The following is a 23,492-nucleotide window of genomic DNA, read 5'->3' as shown; positions in this document are numbered from 1 at the left end:
ACAAGTATAAACGATATAAAAAACCTTCGCTAGAAGGACCTTTATCTTTATAAGTCATCTGCGGTAACTAAACAGAAAGACGCATCAGGAATGATTCCCGTGCGTCTGTTTTCGTTTCACTGCTTATCTTTTCATTTAACTGCTGCTCGGCAATATATCTGCATTCAAAAGTGGTTCACGGCTGGGAGACACTTTGTTACCTTCACGCAAAAACAGTAACCCCATGAGCAAGGACACAACGCCAATAATAATCAGCAATGCCCCCAACTCCAGACTGTAGGCTGTAAGCGCTCCGTCCCGAAAAGCCATTCCACGAATCAAGCGGTTAAGCCAGTTCATCGGTAGTGCCCATGCGAAAATTTGGAACGGTTCTGGAAATGCCAGCGGTGTTAGTTGAATTCCCGTAGCTAGAAAGGACGGATACAACACAAAGCTGGTTCGTAGGCTTACTTTCGATATGTCTTTGGCTGTGTATCCAATCAACATACCCAGAAGTGACAAGGCAAAGGCATAAATAACGAGTGGAATGATAAAAAGATAAGGCTCAGCTTCAAACCGCATCCCCCCTACTTGCTTTAACAATCCATAGGATAGAAGCAGCGAAATCGAACTCAACACAGTGTAGGGTACACACCGAATCCATAGCTGGAAAGGTGACGTTCCGTTTGCAAACAGTTTCCCTTCCTGACGAAGCCGAGGTGCAATCGACCCTGCTGCGCTTGTCGTAATCATCAATACTACGATATTTACAAATCCTAGCACCATAAAACCGACATAACTGGTGGTTGGATTAAACAGCATCCGCTGTTGAAGGGATAACGGCGATACGATTCCTTTAGCTGTTTCGGCATCCATCCCTTTCTGAATCAGACGTGTCATGGAAAGGGTCATATTTTCCGTCTGGATGATCTCCTGAATCGCGGTCCGAATTCCGGTTAGCCCCGAAGGCATTGTGTTATCCATCAAGATGCCGATATTCGTCGATTTTCCCTGCTGTTGACGTAATCCCAATTGATCGGGAAGCATAATGACCGCTACTGCCTGCTCGTTAGCAAGTAATGTTTCCGGACTCATTCGGCTCGCATATACACTTTTGACGCTCATATATTGCGAGGCATTTATTTTGGAAATCAACTGCCGTGAATATTCGCTATGATCCTCATCAATGATCACAACTGGCGATTTGCTAATTTGATTCTGCGAGAACATTAAACCAAAGAATAAGGCTGCAATAAGCGGGCCGATAAAAATCAATCGAACATACTTACTTCCCGATACGTACTTCCACTCGTCAATCAGTGATTTCATCAAGTTTCACCTCTGCTGTCATCCCCGGAAGCAAATCAGCACTTGAATCCATCGATATTCGGACCAAAAACATACTTAGATCGGCTTGCCCCTTTTCTCGTGACATGCGCAAGCTCGCGAATTGTGGGGCAGATGAGATGGACGTAACCACCCCGCTCACCTGTGTTGGCTGATCCAAGTACGGAAAATGAACATCAATGCTTTGATTCACTTCAAGCTTTTGGATTTCACTTTCCTGGATATAGAGGTCCGTATAGTAATTATTTTTTTGCAGAACCGCCAGCGGCACTCCTGCTTGTACCTGATCTCCCTGCTTCACAGTAACGCGGTCGACCAAACCGTCATACGGTGCGAGTACATCCACATCTCCTTCCCCAGTTGATTTCACTTTGAACAGCACCTCTCCTTCTTTCACGGAGTCCCCTGCAGATGCACCAGCCTCTATAATCGCCCCAGGACTATTCTGATAAAACAATGTCGTTTGCTCTGCCTCAAGTAAGCCTTGTTTCCTGCTCTCGGCCTGACTTACAGCATCCTTGCCCTTAACAGCCAGAAGTGAACCTCCAACAATGAATACCACCGCAATTCCGATGTACAAACCTGCTTTTAACTTCATCCTTTTTCTCTCCCATTCCCAATCCTCGTGTATAGTCAAATTTGTTGACTATTTTTGCTTTTTCATTTTGGTGACCGCGTTCTCGGCAGCCTCCATGATCACTTCTCCCAAAGTGGGATGAGGGTGAATGGTCATGGCCAGATCCTCCACGGTTGCACCCATTTCAATTGCAAGTGCGAGCTCCGATATCAGTGTGGATGCCTCCACGCCAACGATTTGCGCACCAATGACAATTCCCGAGGTCGGGTCAGCCACTATTTTCACAAATCCTTCGATTTCCCTTAATGCCAATGCTCTTCCGTTGATCCCAAAAGAAGATTTTCCGATAATCACCGGAATGGCCTGTGCTTTGGCTTCAGTCTCACTTACTCCAACACTGGATAGCTCCGGATCCGAAAAGACGACAAGCGGAATCACCTTGTAATCCACTTTGGAGGTAAGACCCGCAATGGCCTCTGCTGCTACTTTGGCTTCATAGGATGCCTTGTGAGCGAGTGCCGGACCAGCCGTAATATCTCCAATGGCATAAATGTGCGGAATAACCGTCCTGCACTGTTCATCCGTCTCAATCAGTCCCTTATTCGTTACGGACACGCCTATGCGTTCCAATCCTAACTGGCCGTCTGTATTGGGTTTCCTGCCGATTGTGACCAATACATATTCTGCCGTAACCTGGTACTGCTCCTGATTTTTTGAATAATGCAGTGTAATGGAATCAGCATTCTGCTCCACCTTTTCAGCAATTGCTCCGGTTACGATGTGGATGCCGTCCGCCTTCAATTGTTTGACTACAGGTGCTGTAAGTTCCGCCTCGAATCCGGGCAATACTTGTGCTCCACCCTCTAGAATCGTTACCTTTGTTCCGAATTTGGCATACATCTGTCCAAGCTCCACACCAATATATCCTCCGCCGATAACAACCAGACTACTCGGAACCTCAGACAAAGACAGTGCTTCTGTGGAAGACAAGATACGACCTCCAACTGGAAATGCTGGCAGCTCAATCGGGCGAGATCCCGTTGCCAGTATGAGGTTTTTAAAAGAGATGTTTTGCTCCTGTCCAGTTTGCTGAATCAGCGCTGTGTGCTCATCCACCAGACTGGCATTTCCTTCGAGAATGGTCACACCCGCAGTTTTTAACAAATAGTGGACGCCACCTGCCTGTTTATTCACAACCCCCTGTTTAAAATCCTGTGCAATCCTAAATGTCGCTTCTGCGCCAGCTTGATTGAACTGTCTGAACAAATCATAGCGATGTGATTCCGCAATTAATGCTTTGGATGGTATGCAACCCACATGCGTGCAGACCCCGCCGAGCTGTTTACGTTCAACGATTGCCGTCTTCATCCCCAATTGCGAAGAACGCAGCGCCGCCACATATCCTCCCGGACCTGATCCAATAACTAACGTATCTACAGATTCAAGCTTACTCATATCCTGATTCCCCCGATTTGCAGTCAATTTAAAATATGATGATCATAATATATTATAACCATCATATTTTGAGACAGTCAATAACCGTAATTGTCCCCTTTGTAAATCAACAGATATCCAGTCGCCAAATTGACAGACTTTATTATGATGACTATAATATTTTGAAAAAGCAGGATTATTAACCTATGGAGTGAATGATAATGCCCTATCCCAAAGGCCATAAAATAAAAGTACGAGGTAAGATTGTTGAAAGTGCCGCTCGGGCTTTTCGCACCAACGGTATTCAGGACGTCAGTGTACCGTTCATTATGAAGGGAGCCGGATTAACTCATGGAGGGTTCTATTCGCACTTTGACAACAAGGAACAACTGGTTGCCGAAGCCTGTGAATATGCCATTAGCGATACCATCGCACTTCTTCAGAAAGTCGCAGATCAGGAAGAGCAGAACCCCAAGATTAATACAGTCATTGATTATTATCTCAGTCCCTATCACCGTGACAAAACGGAAATGAGCTGTATTTTCCCTGCCCTTTCCGGGGAAATATCCCGCTCCTCCGAAGAGATTCGGCAGGTATTCACTCATGAACTGGAGCGGATGGTTACTTTTATCTCCGATCTAGCAGATATGGATGTGTCCAAAAGTCGTGCACTGTTTAGTACACTAGTTGGTTCGCTTGTTCTTGCACGCTCTGTTAATGATCCTGAACTAAGCGACAGCTTCCTCGCGGCAGGCAGGCAGCAAGCTAAAGAAATGGTTAGAAGTAATTAAAAAGTAAACGCTCCGGGTCCTTATAAAATGCGTATATTTGATGCTGTTACATTTTTAGTATCCAGCTGTAAACACAAAAAACACGCCTATAAATGGCGTGTTTTCACTTATCTATATACAACTAAATAATGCTGATTTTAATGTTCTCTATACCAAAATTGACGACAACTATTCAGCTTAACATCTTACATATTTACGCTTGAATCCAGTGCGCTCTTTCTCCACTGCCTTTTGAATATTTTCGGATGCTTGCAGGAACTTGCTCTTGGGCTTGTCCTTGTTAACTTCAACAGGGCCAACGACCTTGGCCGTCTCCACCGCCTGATCATGCAACGGAAGGTAGGAAACTGCAACGGTGTAGAGGAAGTTGTTCATGGAATACTTGGTGCGCTCAGGTGATTCGTGAATCGTCTGTTCTACCTGTTTGAGCATATCGTTCAGCTTACTTTCGGAGAATTCGCTATCTGGTCGGCTACCGAGTAACCAGCAATAACAGCTCCATCCAGCTGACATTTTCAAATCATCCCCGCTCGCGATCCACTTGTCCGAAACCGCTTGGGCAATATCCGTCTCTGCCAACGTGACGGAAACGATGAAGTCAGAGATCATGTAAAAATAAGCGGCATCGATCCAACGGTCAAAATCAGCTTCTGTCATCGCTTGGGGATCGGCAATCACGCCAGCAAAGTACATGGCATCATAGTTCCCCGTAGCGTAAAGCAGCTCAGCCAAAGGTTGATCCTTTTTTATTTTCTTCGCGATAGGTTTCATCGCTCCAGTTGCGACTCCAAAAAGCGGTTCGTGTGCACCATTGGACATATATATTTTTTTTGTTCGTTCTTTCCCTAGCGCTTCTAGCTCCTCCATAACCTCTTCCAAATTCATTGTGCAAAACTCCTTTTTCATAGGACATATATATTTCTAATTTATCTTTTGAGGAAGTACAGCTTGCGAGATAATCCGTATAACAATTTCATTTTCATTGTATCACAGCCTGTTCTCACGCTATACATCCAGATTCCACTAAATTCACTCCCATTCCAACCTCACCAATGATGCTAACAACTCCTTTCTCTCCTACAGTGTCTTAATCACCGATCTGAGAAAGAGCCACTTATCGCGCAATACAATGGCGGTACAGATACATCCTGTGAGGCTGCACTTAGTTATGCTACTCGAGTATGGTCCTGCAACCTTAAGCAAGAAACGACGTTATTTTGGGGAGAAAAGAGGTATAAAAAAAGAGACGGCTCGCAGGTCCATTGCTGGTCCTACGAGTCATCTCTTATAGCTGAAAATGCTACTATTCGGAATTAGTTTTCCCAGTATTGCTTGGCAATCTTTTGACCTTGTACGATTTTGGCCCATTGCTCAGCTTCGCTTAGTTCGTTACCGCCATCGCAGGATGCAAAGCCACATTGGTGTGAAAGCAATAGACGATCCTTATCAATAATTTTGGATGCTTCATCAAGCAAACGGATTACGCGCTCTTCATCATCAAGTGTACTTGTCTTAGATGACAACAAACCTAATACGATTTCCGTTTCAGGTCTGTCCTTGAAAACTTCCAATGCTTCGATAGAACCCGCACGATCATCATCCCACTCCAGGAAGAAACGATCATATTTCAATTGCTTCAGGAACAGGTTCGCGATTTTCGCGTAAGATCCACCGCCCATGTTGCGGGAATCATAGTTGCCGCGGCAGTTATGTGTCCACATTTTCAATCCCAGGCTATGTCCGAAGTCAATCACTGTATTGTTAATATCAATAAATTCGGTAGCGAGACCCTGTACTTCCTCTTGGTTAATATGCTCCCCTGTAAACGGAGAGTTCGGGTTGTCGTCTGCAAACAGCTCCCACAAGCAGTCATCCATTTGCAGGATTTTACCGCCTACCGCAGCGAATTCTTCCACAAATTCCTTATAAGCTTTCACAAGACCTGCTTTGAGCTCCTGAATATTCTGATAAACAGCGTCAGTACCGCCGATATTATCCGACCAAGAGAGTTCACCAAAAATATGGGATGGCGATGGAACGCAAAGTTTCGTTTGCTGGTCACCCGCCGTGTCTTGCAGTTGTTTGAACAGTTGAATGAAATGATGATTTTTACCGCTCAATTCGCCCGTTATGCGCAGGCCAATATCTTTACGTGTTTCATATTTTGATGATCCATCGACATCACGGAAAAAATATCCATGGTCTGCAATATAACGCTCAACTCCACCAAAGCCCCACACAAAATCCAGATGCCACATCGATTTGGAAAACTCTCCATCTGTAATAATCGACAGGTCATGCTCGATTTCTTTTTTCACCACTTGTTTGATGGCCTCAGTCTCGCATTTTTCATAACCTTCAAAACTCTCATAGAATGGATATTTGATATCATCACGATGTTCAATTTGCGTTTTATATGTCAGCAGCTCTTCAGGACGCAACAAACTACCTACGATCTGGAACTTATCAGTCATGTCAAAAACCCCCTCGTTGTATACTACTATCATATCATGCAGAACGAGGTTGGCTGAGATACTTAAATGCCATAACGAGTTATAGTTAAAAGCTATAGCAAAAATTGAACAATAAAAAAGTAGACTTACCTACATGCGCAGGTTGAAGTCTACTTGATCATCTCTTTTCTTGTTAAGCTCATATTCAGTAGGACTAGCCTAAATACAGGGTGCCCGTCATTGAAATTTATTAATTTTCACAACGTACTGCGCCTTAATTCATAAAAATACTGCACAGCTGGATGCTTTAACTTTATCTGCTCGGACATATTTAGGATTCTCTTTTTACCAACTCGTCTGTCTATTAAAGCCAGAATATTCAACAAGATATCGTTGCTCTCCAGATTATCCTCTATCGAAGTAGATAAAAACGTAGTCGCTACAATAGTAAAATTCGATTTACTTAATGCGGCCTGCGCAGAAAGGAGCTCTTTGGCATGTCCTGAGCTTTTTCTGCTTCTTGCTATGACTTGAAGACGATCCTCTGGAACGATCCCTTTGGTATCTTTTCTGACGGCTTCAATCTCTTCATGACTTACAGGAATCAGCAAATCCGGGTCGTTTTTGATCTCCTGCTCCGTCAGATACCATCTGATCGAGCTAGTGATATCACTCATATTGAGTACGTTCCTTTTATCTACGGTAATGTAACAATTTCCTGATTTATCAGGTGAATAGCGGTAGCTGGTTGCCCGGTACTCGACCCTTCCAACTAACGCCGGACTAAGGAAACTCTCCAGTTGCTGTTTCAGTTTACTCCAGGACATGTGACCTCCTGTATTCTATTCATTTTCCTCTGCCCTATCATGTTCCTGAATTCCAAACTCATCGAGCAATTCCCGTACTCTAGTCGTTGTTTTGGCATTCATTAAGCTGTTTCTCAGCTCACTTGCCCCGCGGAATCCACGGACGTAGATTTTGAAAAAGCGGGCCAGCGGGCTGAACGAGCGCGGTTCAAGCTCTGAATATTGATCATGCAGTTCCAAGTGCAGCCGCAGCAAACGAAGGAACTCCTCTGTGGTATGCTCTCTTGGGTCCTTTTCAAAAGCAAACGGATTCTGGAAAATGCCTCGTCCAATCATAATGCCATCCACACCGTACTGTTCGGCGAGTTTGAGTCCGGTCGCACGGTCTGGGATATCTCCATTAATGGTTAGCAGCGTATTCGGTGCAAGCTCGTCCCGAAGTTTCTTGATCTCCGGGATCAGCTCCCAGTGCGCATCGACTTTGCTCATCTCTTCTCTTGTCCGCAGGTGAATGGATAAATTTACAATGTCCTGCTGCAAAATATGAGTTAACCAGTCGCGCCATTCGTCCACCTCGGTGAACCCGAGCCTTGTTTTTACACTTACGGGCAGTCCTCCGGCTTTAGCCGCCTGAATGATTTCCGCTGCAAGTGCAGGACGGCAGATCAGACCGCTCCCCTTCCCATTCTCTGCCACATTAGCTACAGGACAACCCATATTAATGTCGATGCCTTTGAAACCCTCTTTTGCCATCCCGATGCTCATCTCGCGGAAGAACTCCGACTTGTCTCCCCAAATATGTGCCACAATCGGCTGTTCATCCGCTGTAAAAGTCAAACGCCCACGCACACTTTTGTTACCCTCCGGGTGACAGTAACTCTCTGTATTCGCAAACTCCGTAAAAAACACATCCGGTCTGCCCGCTTCGCTTACGACATGGCGAAACACCACATCTGTCACATCTTCCATCGGTGCAAGTATAAAAAATGGCCGTGGCAATTCACGCCAAAAATTGTCTTTCGTCATATCCAAAACCTCTCTATGCATACTAGGGAAATCACTTATCCCGAAATAATTCATCATTTGTAGAACGATTATATCACACCCTTGAGAGAAGCATACTTCTCCCGTAAAAATGTCTAAACAAGTCGCCTGCGTCCCAGAGACTAACGAAGATTAGGAATATGAATATAAAACTCTACATCCTAAATGAAAAAAACGGAATGAAGGCTGGTTCTAGCCCTCGTTCCGCTTTTCTCTTAGCCAGGCGATATACCTGCCATTACTGCATGAATCGTTTAATCACCTATCACTACTTAGATTAAATTCGACTTCTGTAGCAATCTCTGCATAATCGTTGCAATCTCGGCACGTGTGATCTGACCCTTAGGTACAAGTAAAGATTGACTGCGACCCTGCACAAGACCGGACTTCACGCTGTCTGCTGCACTGCTGCGTGCCCAGGAGGATACAGCAGTCTCATCTTGGAACAACTGGAGCGTTGTATCTAAAGATTCTGTATCCAAGCTGTCTGTCAGCCCAGTAATCGTCATTGCTTTTGCCAAAATGACCATCGCCTGTTCTCTCGTAATGGTTTCTTTCGGATGGAAAGTACCATCCTCAAAGCCGTTGATCAGTCCATAAGCATGTGCTGTACGAATCGCACCGTTGTACCAATCCGTGGTTTGAACATCCGAAAATGGTGTATCTCCACTCTCCGGGCGAAGTCCTAGACCACGAACAACGATTGCGGCAAACTCTGCGCGAGTCACGGCTCGATCAGGGTTGAAGTTGCCGTTGCCAACGCCTTCCACAATCATTCGAGATCCCATGTCGTTCACAGCATCTTTACCCCAATGATTCGTTACGTCACCAAATTGTAGCGGATGCCATACCACTGCATATGTGCTATTGGTAAGACTGTTAATTTGAGCTTCGTATCTTCCATTGTTTTGACGTACTTTGGTCGGAACATGGCGAACCGATCCGTCTGGCTCCACGACAACGCCAGTTGTAATTTTGTTCGGATCCACGTCATCTGGGATAGCAATCGTTCTCTCGACATAAGCATCAAAATTTTTGACTTCAACGGACTTATCACCATAAACAGCATTAACTGTAAAGTTAAGCGGCTGTGCAACTAGCGTCAACTCATTCTGAGCGACTGCGCGCCCTACAATGTCCGATTGAACAGAGGTCGGAGCTGCAATTTCAATCTGTACCTTGATTCCCTGCAAGTCGTTAGACCCTCCAACTTGACTCGCAATCTTCCCAATGCGAATCTGCCCTGCAGGCACGGTGTATGAAGCTTGCTCCGTTTGGAATTCCAGTACAGCTTGATAATCTTCCATCGTCCTGATCATTTCGCCAGTAAGCTCACCAACAAAGATGTCAAACGTTTGACGAATGGGAATCGTAACAACAGCATGTTGTCCTTCCGCTGCCAATCTATCGTTCAGCTTCTGCTGATCCACCACAATCGTCAAAGCGGTTTGTTGATCACGCCGGGATATTGTCGCTTGTCCAGCATTCTCTACTTTCCCATTAACCAGAATATCAACACCTGTCGTTGCCGTTGTAGGCGCTGTTGTCGGTGGTTTGACAGGTGTTACTGGTGTGGTCGATGGAGCTTGTGTTACAGGCGGATTGGTTGGCGGAGTAGAGCCCGCTGTAGGCACAACTGCATTGGACTTAGCTGAGTCTGTGCTTTTACCTGCACCGTTAATGGCTTTCACCGTGAACGTATAGCTTGTTCCATTACTCAATCCTGGAACTATAATTGGACTAGCGTTTCCTGTAATTATCGTGTTCCCTGGCCATACAGTCACCTCGTATCCCGTAATTGGACTTCCACCATCATGGGCTGGCGCTGTAAATCTCACAGTGGCTTGTCCGTTGCCCGGAGTCGCCGTCACATCTGTTGGTGCCCCCGGAGCGCTTGATGGAGTAACGCTGACCTGATTGGAGGCTTCACTAAGCCCTCCCTTATTCTCTGCTTTTACAACAAAGTAATAGGTCTTACCGTTAACCAACTCAGGAATCGTATAAGGTGACGATGCTTTGTCTGTGATTTCAACCCTTTGGTCAGGATCATCATCTGTTGCCATATAAATCCGATACTCTACATCGGGTTCCGTTTCCCATTTCAACGTTACATGACCATCCCCAGGTTCAGCTGTCAGATTCCGAGGGTTGGCTGGCGCATTAGGCAGATTTACTGCCTGTGTTACTTTGAAAGTGACAGGCAACATGTGATCTGCCGTCAAAGTAACCGTAGCTGTATATGTTCCTGCTGGCAATCCGTCCTTGGCACGCAAGGTAAAATGGGTCTGTTCTCCAGCGGCCAATTCAGTATCCGGCTGTGTGATCACAAAGGCATCCGAATCATCCCCGCCATGAGATGCAGATAAATGAACCAGATTTCCCGTACCCGTATGCTGAATGGAAACGGTAGTCGTTTCCTGAGTACCAGATTCATAGCCGAGCAATAGAGATTCCAATGTGCGATCTTCAATCGCAGCAATCGTATATGTTGGAGCTGCTGTTACCGTAAGAACCATGCTACCTTTTTTGCTGATATCTACTGTAGAAGTCGCGAAAATGGTATATTCCCCTGGCTCAGCATCGGCTTCAACCGTAACATAACCTGTATCGCTGACCTTCACCTTATTCGTTGCATCGCTACTGCTCCACGTCACCGTTACATCGGCTCCGCCTACGGTGTCTACCGTTGCCGTCAGTTGTCTGCTCTCTCCCTGCATCAGGGTATCCGTAGTCGGATTAACAATGACGCTGTTTACGGCCGGGGCATACGTTACCTTAATTACTGCCGTTGCAACCTTGGTTAGATCGGACACTGAGGTTGCTGTAATGATATAGTCACCTGGCACAGCGTCGGAAGCAACGCTAACATTCCCCGTGGTGCTCACCGTTACCTTGTTGGTGGAATCGTTGCTTGTCCACATCACGGATGGATCGGCTCCACCCACCGCAGTTACCGTGGCGGTGAGTTGCTCGCTTCTTCCTTGCGCGACGTTAGCACTTTCCGGATTGACAGTGATATTGTGAATGGCTGGCGCATACGTCACTGTAACGGTTGCCCTTCCCGTTTTGCTGCCGTCTTCAATTGATGTAGCTGTAATCGTGTAGTCCCCTGGTACAGCGTCTGTTGCAACCGTTACATAGCCTGTATTACTTACCACAACTTTCCCGGTAAGGTCGCTGCTGCTCCACGTTACATCCATTGAGGCTCCACCTACTGCTTCAACGACAGCCCCTAACTGCAAGCTATCTCCTTGCACAATGCTTGCTGGATCAGGTGTAACGATAACTCCGTTTACTGCTGGTGCATACGTCACCGTCATGGTTGCTGTACCCAACTTACTACTGTCTACCGTTGAAGTTGCCGTAATCGTGTAGTTCCCTGGCACAGCATCTGCTGCAACCGTTACGAAGCCGGTATCGCTTACCGCAACCTTGTTATCCGTGTCACTGCTGACCCACGTCACCGTTGTTGCCGCCCCACCTACAGCGTTTACCGTTGCTACCAGCTGTCTGCTCTCTCCTTGCATCAAACTGTCGGTATCTGGGCTGACGCTAACGCTATTAACGGCTGGTGCATACGTCACCGTAATAATGGCCGATTCTCTCATGCCAGTATCATAAGCGGAAGATGCTGTAATGGTATAGTCACCCGGACTAGCATCTGTTGCCACACTTACCTTCCCCGTTTCATCAACTGTTACTTTATTACTGAGATCACCGCTATACCATCTTACCGTATCTGGCGCTCCACCTACTGCCACTACCGTTGCCGTTAACTGGGTGCTTTCTCCCTGCATCAGGCTAGCAGTACTTGGATTAACCGTTATACTCTGAACCGCTGGTGCATATGTTACCGTAACGGTTGCTGTTGCTTTTTTGGTGTTATCGTATGTGGAAGTCGCCGTGATCATGTAATCACCTGGTGTTGCGTCCCGTGCAACAGTTACTAAACCCGTAAAATTTACTGCGACCTTGTTCGTGGCGTCACTACTGTTCCATGTCACCGTCGTTGGCGCCTCTCCTACTGCATTAACAACAGCCGATAGTTGTCTGCTACCACCTTGCATGATACTTGTCGTAACTGGATTCATAGTAACGCTGGTGACGCTTGGTGGAGGTGGCGGCGTAAATTGGGCTGCCCTTATATTTACCACTGTTCTGTCATTCTCGTCCCACACCGCATACAGCGCTCCATTCATTGCTGTTATGGCAGGGTTGCTGGCGGTTTTAGTTCCAAAAGCATTCAAGCCACCATTTCTTCCATTTTCGGCTAAAACCCATCCATTGCCGTCATACTTTTTCACGCGGATCTTGAAAACGGGGACTCCGTTAGCCATTTCTCCCGAATTTTCGGACCAAATAGCATATAATTCATTATTCAAACCCGCTAATTGAACCTCGAAAGCTCGAAATCCAGTCCTTACATTTATGCCATATTCACCATCTCCATCTATATTAGTCCAAGTGATGCCGTCAAATTTCTTGACACGAATCTGATCATCCGTGCTATATTGACCCCCACGAGCTTCCACCCATGTGACGTACAAATTATCATTGATAACCGTTGGAAATGGGGTTATTGCGTTATTCCAACTTACCTTATTTAAGCCTGTGCCACCATCAGCCACAATCCAGTTGGTTCCGTCATACTTCTTTACCCGCAATATATTGAAGCCTGTGCCTACTTTTTCAGCCCACATTGCATATAGATCATTGCCAAATACAACCATAGCTGGCCCACTTGCTCCACTGCCAGGGTTTACATTCAACCCATCTGTTCCGCCACCGTCGAGACTTGTCCACGTGGTGCCATTGTATTTCTTCGCGCGAATTTTACCTGCCTCTCCCCATATAGCGTACAAGTCGCCTTTGAATGCAGTCAATTTCGGACCGGTCGCTTTTACGGAGGGATTGACGTTGATTCCGACCGGGTTCCCGCCCTCGGCACTCATCCAGCTTGTACCGTCATATTTTTTAACCCTAATTTGTTCAATAGAAGAAGCATTCTTCTCCGTCCATGTCAGATACAGCGCATTGTCATAAACAGCTAGAGCCGGAGACTCGACATCTTTGGTGACATCATAATTCAAACCATTTGTTTGATGAGCCCCATCAACACTAACCCAATTTGATCCGTTAAATTTCTTCACTCTGATTTGGTTGATCGTAGGCGTACTCTGGATACTTTCTCGCCATGCCACATAGATTTCACCATTCCATTCCACTATGGCAGGTTTTTCGCCCCTCATGGATGGATTTACATTGATTCCAGTTGGTCCGTACCCATCAATGATCGACCAGCCGGATGCTGCGGAAGTGACCCCGCCCCCAATCACCAAAGATGGTATAAAGAGAATGATGGCTAGCAACAAGTGTGCCATTCTTCGAAAATGTCTGTTGTATCTCTTACTTATTGTTCTCACTGAAATCATTGCGCATCTATCCCTCCGCCTTCTCGTTCTATTGATGCATCTATACATGTATGCTCAGCATAACGGACGGCACCTTAAAAAAACCTTAAAAATTGACTCCATTCGACATACTTCGACCATATCAATCGATATATTAACTTTTCAACGCATACAAAAAAGCCCCATCGCAAATACGATGGAACCCTGTGATACTACGCACTTTTCCCTTAAGACTGTATATCAGGAATACGAAAGGCAACACTCGTTCCACGCCCCGGCTCGCTCGCAAGTTCCAGTGAAGTCCCGTATTCAAATCTAAGTCTCTTATTGATATTCCGCAAGCCTACCCCGTGCTCACCATTCGATTCGTTTTGTTCCAATAGCAGATCTATTCGCTCAGGAGAAATTCCGACTCCGTCATCAATTACAGTGAATAACCAATCACCTTCGGATCTCTCTGCTGTCAACTTTACCGTTCCGCCTTCGATTCGAGCCCCGATGCCGTGACGAACTGCATTTTCAACCAAAGGCTGTAACAGCAGCGGCGGCATCTTCGAACGATAAGCCGCTTCGGGAATATCATATTCGAAGCAGATTCGATCCCCAAACCTTGCTTGCTCAATCTCCACGTACGTTTGAATAAGCTGGAATTCTTCATCAAATTCAATACGTTCATTCGTATTACTGAACCGGAAGCTTCCACGTAAATAATCTGCCAGAGAAACAATCATGTTCCTCGCACGCTCTACATCTGTATAACTGGAAGATACAATGCTATTAAGGACATTATATAGAAAATGTGGCTTGATCTGTGATTGAAGGAATGCCACCTCCATATGTACTGCCCGCCCCAACGATTCCTTCATGGCAAGCAAGCTTCCGATTCGAGCTTTCAGTTCTTCCAAATCAAATGGTTTCGGCAAATAATCGTTAGCTCCCACCTGGAAGGCTGCCACCTTATCCTGCGGTTGCAGCGCTGCTGTTACCATGAGTACAGGCAAGTCCAGTAGTGAATACCGTTTGCGAATTTCTAGACAGACTTCATATCCAGACATACCAGGCATCATGAGATCAAGAATGACCAGATCAATTCTGCCTGGTTGGTCGATCTGCTCCAGTGCCTCGTATCCATCTTTAACCGCAATAACACGATAATTGAGCGATTGCAACGCATCCAGCAAGACCTTCAGATTCACATACTGATCGTCGACGATTAATACCGTACGTTGGCCTTCAGCATTCATAACATAAGGCGTCGAAAATGAATATTCCTTCTCCAGGGGATGATTATAGGCAGTAGATGAAGGAACCCAAGGATCGCTATGTTGTAATGCCGTCGGCAGTGTAAACGTAAAGGTAGTACCCACTCCCAACGTAGACATTACAGCTAGCTTACCTCCTTGCAAATCGATCAGTTGCTTCGCAATTGGCAGCCCAAGCCCGAAGCCGCGTTTCCGTGTTTCCTCCATGGATTTAAACGGCTCGTAAATATGCGGCAGATTTTTTGGATCAATGCCTGCACCTGTATCCCTAACTTCGAATTGTAGCAACCCTCCGTGTTCTTTCCCGGTAACAACGATTGTTCCATGCTCCGTGTGCTTGATCGCGTTATCGAGCAAATTACTGATGACTTGGCTTATCCGATTTTCGTCAGCTTGCGCGAGAGGTAAGTCCGCTGGAACCTGATTGATGAGTTGAATATTCTTCTCTGTACAGAGATAGGCGTAGAAACGGATCTGAACCTCCACGACAGAACGCACATCCACTGGTGCAAGCACGATCCTGAATTCTCCCTGTTTCAGTTTGGACAAGTCCAGAATGTCATAGACAAGCTGAGACAGCTTTCTGGTGATCTCAATCATTAATTGTAGCTTTTCTCGCTGCCCAACTGTAACCGGATTGGCAACATCATTAAGCATGGATCGCGATATGTTCATCACGCCGTGCAGAGGCGTCTTGAATTCATGCGAGGTACGCGCAAGAAAATCGTCCTTGTGTTTGTCTGCCTCCAGCAATTGCTCGGAAAGCTCCTCAATCCGTTGAAAAGCATTGGAAAAGCGAAGCGACATCAACAGTGCAAGCATGAGGAGCACAAGGAACGGCTCGACTGGTGCCAACGAATAGATGGGTACTCCGAAATATACGTTCAAGTTCTGGTTCAAAATTAGAGCGTTTAACGCCATAGCCGCCACGGCAAGATACCAACTGCCAGCTACCTTATGTAGAACTGCGTGAACAAACACATAGGTTGCGTACAGCAATGCAAACGTGACATATAGTGACGTCACAAGACGTACCGGTCCTGTTGTAATCTGTGTAGCAAAGCCCAAATGCAAAAGGATTAAACATGTCCCTGTAACTAAGCTTCCTTTAGTAAGCCATTTGTGGCTGTAGGGGCGGAATGCGGTATACACATACAGGAAAAAGCCTACGCCTACCCCAACGGTCACCACCATTTGAATGCGGAAATAGAGCCAGAATGGGAATGGCCCAATCACATCAAACAACACCCGCTCGCCACTGACACTTGTAAACGCTGCGATAAACAAACAGACGAGTCCAAATACAACAAGCGAGAGATCGTTCCTCCGCTGAGAGAATAAACCGATAAAATATAGTCCCATGATCAGAAAGGCGGTCAATACCACCCAGTCATGTGCTGTCGCGAGATCCCGAATTCTTGAAATCTGATCAGCCTTACCAAATTGAATCGATTCACCAATTCCGCTAGCAACCTTAAATTCGTGATTAGCAACCTCGACCAGAATATCGTTCCAACCATGCTTTAGTGTGAAGTAACTGACATATGGCTTATTAAGTGCCCCATAATCTTCTTTCAGACTAGGGTCTCCGCTGGAGCCTACGACTTGACCATTGACGATAAGCCTGTTAGAGATCAGAACGGCAGCCGTTTTAATCCCATATACGACATTGTCATCATCAATTAGAACCCTCAACCGGTATGTAGCCACGCCCAACGTATTCATCTGCTTTGCCCAATAACCAGGTACCTGAATCAATGAAGGTGCCTGATCTCTCGTACTATCTGAATCGAGTGGCCGACTGAAGAGCAGTCGATGGGGATAAAACTCCCATTGTCCATCCAAGCGAACGATGCCGTTCTCTTCAAAAGCCCATTCGGTCAAATCCATCGTTCCATTTGTTGCAATCGGCATCGTTTTCTTATTCACTGTGAAATATGTCAGCAATAACCCATAAGTAGCAAACAGCATCGCTATTGTTATAAGTGCCGCAATGATTTTACGATTCATTAGACTGTGCACTCTGCCTTTCCATCGTTTGTTGAACCAGTAACATCGTTTCCTCCTCTAATTCTGTTCCAAGCTGAATGCGTACAGCCTGTTCCAACTGCAAACATACACGGTACGCCTCACTCCGGTTGCCGAGCTTCAGATGGAGTCTGATCAGCGCACGGCCGTCGATCTCGGAGTCTGGAAATATTGTCAGCAATCGCTGTAAACTATCTGCTGCAAGTGAGAGCTTCTCTAGGCCATGGTAATACCTATTCCATTTGCGAAGAACACGAACATACAATGATTTGATCTCCAACTGTCTGGCAATAGCCCAGTCGAAATTGCATTCACCCATATAATCTCCGGTGTACATCTCGTTCATCTGATGGTAATGCTTCTCATGCATATTCTCTTCGTCCAATATTCGGTTCAATAATGTCTCGAATGGAGAGGCATCTGTCGTAATATCGTTCAGTTCAGCGGAGAAACCTTGATTTCCTTTACGGATATGGATAGGAATACCTTGATCCGTCAAGCTTCTCCGAAGATAAGAAAGACAAGTGTACAAATACGACTTGGCTTTGTCGAGGTCATACCCCGGCCACAACGCTTCAATAATGACGCCAGCATTCACACTCTTGCCTTCATGATGAATCAGAAATGCGCAGAGCTCTCGCTCTTTTTTTGTTTTCCACACTATTTCTGTGCCGGTCTTGAGCGGTGAAACGATGTGAAACCCTCCAAGAGATTGAACAGACGGAACAGGAGCTTTATTGGGCGGCGCTAGGTCTGCCTTGTATAGGTTTTTGATTATCCGTGCTACTGTATTCTCTAATCTGCCTACCGTAAAAGGCTTCAGCAAATAATCCGTAGAATCGATCTCAAACGCTTCCAGTGCATATTCCGCGTAGGCAGTCGTGAAAATAATGGGTAGCTCAGGAGAGATGCTTCTGATGCGCCGGGCAGCTTCGGTTCCCTTCATACCGGGCATCTGGATATCTAAGAACACTGCATCGACCATTGTTTCGTTTAGAGCATCGATTGCCTGAATGGGATTGAGATACGTCCCGGCAATTTCGACATTCCCCACTTGTTTAAGCAATATTTCAAGCAATTTCAATGCATCTGCTTCATCGTCAATTAACATGACACGTATCATTGGCTGTTGACTCCTTTTTGGTTCAAGCTAAGGGCTGGCGGCTTTGAGTCAATGTTCACATTTGATGATGATTTATATATTTATCGGGCGGGTACCTTCGTCTCATTAGATTCTTTTCGTTTTCTGCCATGGGCAATCTTCAAACAACTAAGTTTCGCTGTTCATTTTTTTCCATTACTCTTGTCGAACTGGAGAAGCTGCTCTACAATAAAAGCTTGGCAGGCTTTTGTACCTGCAATTGTGACATGGAGGAGGCCTGGATCAAACATGGAAATTACACTGGATATTATCAAAGACAAAGTCGAATGCTTGCAGGCTTATGACTTCAATGAACTGGAACGGTCGATCGAGGACCGAATCGGAATGAACAAGGCATTGCTGCTGCGTGTGAAACAGGTTCAGCATCAAGTGACGTTCGACCCCCTTCGAAATAAGATGTTATATAGTGCAGTCGTGCATTTTGCTGCAGAGTGATGCACGAGGTTTTCACGTTGTTAACGCTACATGTGGCAGGTCATTTCGGAACCCATGGAATCTGTAGATTATGGTATCTACATTTACCCCGCCGCCGTGTATTAGATATAAACTAGCAGAATTACCCCCGTCTAGATAAATAGACGGGGGTAATCTTTTTAATCAGCTTGTTCAATTCAATTTTACAATTACATGTTCCAGATGCGGTACAGAATCACCGCTGCTTCAGCACGGGTCAATGGTTCGCCTGGCGCGATTTTGCCATCTTTGCCGTTGACGATTCCGCTTCCTACGAGGGAAGTTACACTATCCATCGCGTAAGTGGAAATGCTTGCAGCATCGGAATAAGGAGCCAGATTTCCGTTACCGGCAGATTGCTTACCTGCTGCCTTTAATGCTTTCGCCGTAAGAACCATCATATCTTGACGGGAAATCTTGTTGCCTGGCTTGAATGTGTTGTCTTCGAATCCAGAGGCAATTCCAAGTTCTTTGGCAATGGCCACAGCCTGTGCATAGTGAGCAGTTGGCTGTACATCGCTGAAGGCTGCCGTGTTCGTGCCCGGACCTTTCAACTCAAGTGCTCTGACAAGCAAGGTGATAAAGTCGGCTCTCGTGATGGAAGCTGCAGGAGCGAAGCTGTCATCAGAGATTCCTTTAATAATATCGCGTGCAGCCATCGCTTCGACTGCTTGTTTTGCCCACAGGACATTTTGCACATCGGCAAAGGTCTTGGTTACGTAGGCTACTGCATAAGTGCTGAAATGAGTTGTTTTGAACACCATCGAACCGGTTTTAGCATCATAGCGTCCGCTTGGCACGGCTGTTGCATGGCCTTGATTGTCAATGTAAAGAATCACGATTTGATGTGCATTGACAAGCTCCTGTGCAGCAGGCGTGTACGGAACAGATACCGTTACAGGCGCCGCAGGATTGTTCCAGGCAATTAGTCGGTCACCAGCTTTTACGCTTAGATCGATCACCGGACGGCTGCCCACAATAGCGCGAACATCTGCGCCCAGAAGATCTGCTGAGACTTTGTTAATCTGAATAGAGACTTGATCGGCTTGCTCCGTAATATTAGAAAGCATATTGGACGGAATTCGAAGTGTTGCATTCTCCGTCTTAAGCACAAACTCAACATTATTGTTGCTTTGCAGGATGGAAGTCGGCATCTGCACCACATAGGATTGGGCATTGGCCTGCTTCGGCACTTCGATAGTAACCAGCTTCTTGCCATTTGCACCTGGAGAAGCTTTTTCAATCGCTTTATTCAGGCTGTCGCTTGAAATGGTTGCTGTGGCTGTTCCATTTTCGACCTTAATTACCGGTACTATCTTGGAGTCGTTGTCTGGAAGCTGTGGTTGAGGTTGCGGAGTAGTCCCGGAATTTGATCCGCCACTGCTACCACCATTGTTCCCCCCGCTGTTATTACCGCCACCGTTGTTGCCACCAGAAGAAGGTTTGCCAATCAGCGTCAATTCACCGAATACGGACGTATCCTGGTAACCCTGACCAGATGGATCATTCCATGCATTCACGCTGATTCTGTTGCCGTCTTTCGCATCATTAATCTGCGCATCAAAACCAATTTTGGCATTGTTCGCAGGCTTAACCTTTTTGAACGGAATCTTCATTTCAACGGTGTAGTTGGTACCGGAAACAGTGACTTTGGATTCGAAGCCTGCAGCGATTTCCGCAGGATTAAAGGAAGCTGCGTTTTCAAAGTTCACTCTGTATTGTCCATCATCATCTTGGAAGCTGGACGTTTTGCCGTTATTTTCATCGACGAATACTTCAACGGAATCCTGCTCCCATGCATTCGGGTTGGACTTGTTCAGTTGATCATCTCTGACCTGAACCAACACATACAGATTGTCGTCATCCCACAGTGCTTTTGCTGTTCCTGTCGCACCTGACCATGCCATTTGCTTCGTATCCAGTTTCATTTCAGGAGCTTGGCTCCATACACTGTCTACAGAGCCATCAATAGTTGGTGTCCCATAGTGCGCGCTTGATTTCTTGTATTCAAGGGCTTCGGGTGGATTTTCCAACATGTACTTTTGCGGATCAACTACCGCGTAGAACGCCTTTTTTGCTTGAAAATTCTTGTCAAACAAGGTTGGATTCTGCTCGGCTCTCCAGCTCGTGCTGTCATTCAATCCCCAGAAGGTCACACGTGGAATATGCGCACTGTTCTTCTTATAGAGATCCATTAATTGAGCATACAGATAGGCCTGCTGCTTTGCTTCTTTTTCAGTAATTGTAGAATTGGTGCCTGCCATAATGTCCAACTCGGTGACACTGACTTCTACTCCCAAGGAAATAAAACGCTCGAGCGACATCTTGACATTGTCCAATCTCGTACCCAAATTATAGTGGGCTTGCATGCCGATGCCATCAATCAGTTTCTCGCCATGGTGATCTGCGGCGTACTTCTCATTGATCTCTTTCACCATGCTGTAGATGGCTGTAGATTTGTTCTGGTTGTCATCATTGTAATCATTGTAGTAAAGCTTGATATCCCAGCCATTTTCATCAATGACTTCTTTTGCCGCAAGGAATGCCTCCTCTATAAATTCAGGGCCGATGGCTTGTAACCAGCCTGAATTACGCAATGCATTTTTCCAGTCTTCCGGATTAGCCGGGTTATCGTTCATCGCTTCATTGACAACATCCCAGGAAATAACTTGGTCACCGAAGTGCTCAACAACCGTTTTAACATGTGTTTTTAGATTCGTCAGAGCTGCTTCACGGCTCAATGGTTTACCACTCTCTGCCGTATAAAGCCATGTTGGTGACTGCGCATGCCATACAAGCACGTGACCGTGCAAATCAAGGCCTGCATCCTTTACTCTTTGGACAAGAGCATCTTCTGCGGTGAAATCAAATTGTCTGTCCGCGTTATATGCATAATCCGGCTTCATGTCATTCTCAAACGTGACGACATTGTGATGTTTCTTCAGAAGCTTGAGCCGTGTCTCGTCAAAGGTAGACGGATTAACAATGTTCCCAATCAGGAAATCATCCTCGTAAATATCCTTGAGATTAGGAAGATTTTCTTGGATCGGAGGTGCAGCAGCTACGGGTCCCACATATTTTAGAGTAAAGTCATCCAAGAAGAAGGTACGGTTGCCGCCGTCATTGTTTGCTGTTTCAATGTAAGCATTAAGCACGCTTGGAGTAGTGGTGAGCGTATACTTACCCGTTAAGTGAACCCAATCCTGATCGGTAACGGTTGCATTTGATGAAACGTTCGCAAAGCCGCTGTCTGCATATTGAACACTAATACGAAGGGTTGTAGGTGCTTCGCCAGGAGCCATTTTCACCCAAGCAGAGAGCTCGTATTCATGATTCTTTGCCATTTTGCCATCAGCATTAACCAAGGCTGCATCATATTGTGCCGTAGTCGTCACAAGCAAGCTTTGCTTGCCGCCAGATGTATGATTATCGTCTTCGGAAAGGACTACCGTTTCACGGCCGTTCCGTGCTTTGAATCCTTCCAGACCATTCTCAAAGTCTGCAGAGATGCCCGTTTTATCTACATTTTCCGGCGCGGTTTGATCAGGGGTTACATCGGTGATGATGACTTCATCAATGTAAATATCCGAGGTTAACGTATTGTTTGATGGTTCAACATAGATGATGACCTCGCTCGTTTTGGAAGGCATTTCATAGCCTTTGGTTTCAAATAAAGTCCAGTTGGAATCGGTTACATTTTTATTCCCTATAATCCAAGGATACTTCTGACCATCCGGCAATATTTCAGAATCTATCTTGGAAGCCAGATGGAACTGACCTTCACCTGAACCGAGTCTAACCTTGAGGGAAATATCATACTTACGGTCGGATTTCATTTTGCCCGTAAGTACGAGAGCAGGAACAGCCTTCTCATCGGCCCGGTTGAAGAATTTCAGAGATTTCGTGCCTTCGGAGGCTAAGTTATCAACGACCGCAGTATCCCCGTTCGATCCCCAACCCAGCTTGCTCCAGCCTCCGGTATTTCCATCTTCAAAACTTTGGTTAAGGACTACCGTGGGTTCGACAGGTGTTACTGTCTGGGTGATCGTGATATTCCCAATATAGAAAGAGACACCCTTATCTGCTTCATCAGACTTGATTCGCAGAGCTGTCTTCTCCACACTGGTTACGGAGAGAGCGGCGGATAGCGTAATGCCTTGTCCTGCTTTAAAGTCAGCAGAGCTAATTCCAGTGTATCCTTCTGAGCCAGCAACGCCCTTATTAGATACAATCTCCAGAATGGCTTTACCAGCTGCAGGTGGGTTAGCATCCGTATCTACATAAACGGAAGCGGTTACAGAATACTCTTTGCCAACGGACAAACCAAGGTCATCAAAAGCAAGGTCCACGCCATCCCAGTTATTAGATCGGTTACTAACTTTTAAAGCTGCTCCATCATCATTGCCTTCAAACGACTTACCTGTTACAGTGCTCAACTGGGCACCACCTGATTGAGTCACCTTGCCTTGACCATTCTGGAATGTTTCCTGATACACAATTTGTGAATTAGATGCCGCTAGATCCGCAGCGCTAACTTCCGGAGCTATCAAGCCGCCCGGAAGAAGCAGAGCCGCTGCGAGTAACCCGGAAACGACCTGCTTAAATGATTTCCTCATTTCGAAGCATTCCCCCCACACCAAATTTTTTATAAAACATATGAAGCGCTTACATAAATTGCTGTAGCCAACCTCCTTTCACCCCAGATAATACCACTTCATGGAAGAGAATTCTTACTCCAAATTAAA

At 46.0% G+C, this 23,492-nt stretch carries 13 protein-coding genes; 2 read left to right on the top strand and 11 right to left on the bottom strand.

The window, feature by feature from the left end; genetic code table 11:
• Positions 1–135: 135 nt before the first annotated feature.
• Genes DC345_RS25685 through lpdA form a run of 3 tightly spaced genes read right to left on the bottom strand, consistent with a single transcriptional unit; the run spans position 136 to position 3,358 of the window.
• On the bottom strand, positions 136–1,308 hold the full coding sequence (locus DC345_RS25685; RefSeq protein WP_113055624.1) for an ABC transporter permease: 1,173 nt from the start codon (positions 1,306–1,308) through the stop codon (positions 136–138).
• On the bottom strand, positions 1,292–1,924 hold the full coding sequence (locus tag DC345_RS25680; protein ID WP_113055623.1) for a biotin/lipoyl-containing protein: 633 nt from the start codon (positions 1,922–1,924) through the stop codon (positions 1,292–1,294). Before DC345_RS25680 ends, DC345_RS25685 begins: the two co-directional genes overlap by 17 nt.
• 48 nt (positions 1,925–1,972) lie before the next feature.
• The gene (lpdA, locus tag DC345_RS25675) at positions 1,973–3,358 is read right to left on the bottom strand and encodes a dihydrolipoyl dehydrogenase (protein ID WP_113055622.1); all 1,386 of its coding nucleotides are present in this window, start codon (positions 3,356–3,358) and stop codon (positions 1,973–1,975) included.
• Between the two features lie 200 nt (positions 3,359–3,558).
• On the opposite strand from lpdA, the gene DC345_RS25670 reads away from it, so the two are divergent.
• The gene (locus DC345_RS25670) at positions 3,559–4,128 is read left to right on the top strand and encodes a TetR/AcrR family transcriptional regulator (RefSeq protein WP_113055621.1); all 570 of its coding nucleotides are present in this window, start codon (positions 3,559–3,561) and stop codon (positions 4,126–4,128) included.
• Positions 4,129–4,305: 177 nt separating this feature from the next.
• On the opposite strand, the gene DC345_RS25665 is transcribed toward DC345_RS25670, so the two are convergent.
• The 7 genes from DC345_RS25665 to DC345_RS25635 form a co-directional block, all read right to left on the bottom strand.
• On the bottom strand, positions 4,306–5,013 hold the full coding sequence (locus DC345_RS25665) for a DNA alkylation repair protein (protein WP_113055620.1): 708 nt from the start codon (positions 5,011–5,013) through the stop codon (positions 4,306–4,308).
• 428 nt (positions 5,014–5,441) lie between these two features.
• Positions 5,442–6,602 (bottom strand): uroporphyrinogen decarboxylase/cobalamine-independent methonine synthase family protein, encoded by a 1,161-nt coding sequence (locus DC345_RS25660; RefSeq protein WP_113055619.1) that lies wholly within the window; start codon positions 6,600–6,602, stop codon positions 5,442–5,444.
• 236 nt (positions 6,603–6,838) lie between these two features.
• Positions 6,839–7,408, bottom strand: coding sequence for an SF0329 family protein (locus DC345_RS25655; protein WP_113055618.1), 570 nt, complete (start codon positions 7,406–7,408; stop codon positions 6,839–6,841).
• 15 nt (positions 7,409–7,423) lie between these two features.
• Positions 7,424–8,413, bottom strand: coding sequence for a tRNA dihydrouridine synthase (locus DC345_RS25650; RefSeq protein ID WP_113055617.1), 990 nt, complete (start codon positions 8,411–8,413; stop codon positions 7,424–7,426).
• Positions 8,414–8,703: 290 nt separating this feature from the next.
• The gene (locus DC345_RS25645; RefSeq protein WP_181586733.1) at positions 8,704–13,812 is read right to left on the bottom strand and encodes an Ig-like domain-containing protein; all 5,109 of its coding nucleotides are present in this window, start codon (positions 13,810–13,812) and stop codon (positions 8,704–8,706) included.
• Between the two features lie 257 nt (positions 13,813–14,069).
• Positions 14,070–17,114 (bottom strand): sensor histidine kinase, encoded by a 3,045-nt coding sequence (locus tag DC345_RS25640; protein WP_113055615.1) that lies wholly within the window; start codon positions 17,112–17,114, stop codon positions 14,070–14,072.
• Positions 17,104–18,255, bottom strand: a complete 1,152-nt coding sequence (locus DC345_RS25635; RefSeq protein WP_113055614.1) for a response regulator — start codon at positions 18,253–18,255, stop codon at positions 17,104–17,106. The genes DC345_RS25640 and DC345_RS25635 overlap by 11 nt, the downstream gene beginning before the upstream one ends.
• Positions 18,256–18,522: 267 nt before the next feature.
• Between DC345_RS25635 and DC345_RS25630 the strand changes: the two genes are divergently transcribed.
• Entirely contained in the window at positions 18,523–18,729 is a 207-nt protein-coding gene (locus tag DC345_RS25630; RefSeq protein ID WP_110001732.1) for a DUF2536 family protein, read from the top strand.
• Between the two features lie 188 nt (positions 18,730–18,917).
• Here the strand turns inward: DC345_RS25630 and DC345_RS25625 are convergent, their stop codons facing one another.
• The gene (locus DC345_RS25625) at positions 18,918–23,363 is read right to left on the bottom strand and encodes an endo-1,4-beta-xylanase (protein ID WP_113055613.1); all 4,446 of its coding nucleotides are present in this window, start codon (positions 23,361–23,363) and stop codon (positions 18,918–18,920) included.
• Between the last annotated feature and the right edge of the window lie 129 nt (positions 23,364–23,492).

The organism is Paenibacillus taichungensis (assembly GCF_003287275.1).
Classification (GTDB): domain Bacteria; phylum Bacillota; class Bacilli; order Paenibacillales; family Paenibacillaceae; genus Paenibacillus; species Paenibacillus taichungensis_A.
The sequence above is the reverse complement of the archived record's forward strand: the minus strand, read 5'-3'. Positions and strand labels throughout refer to the sequence as shown.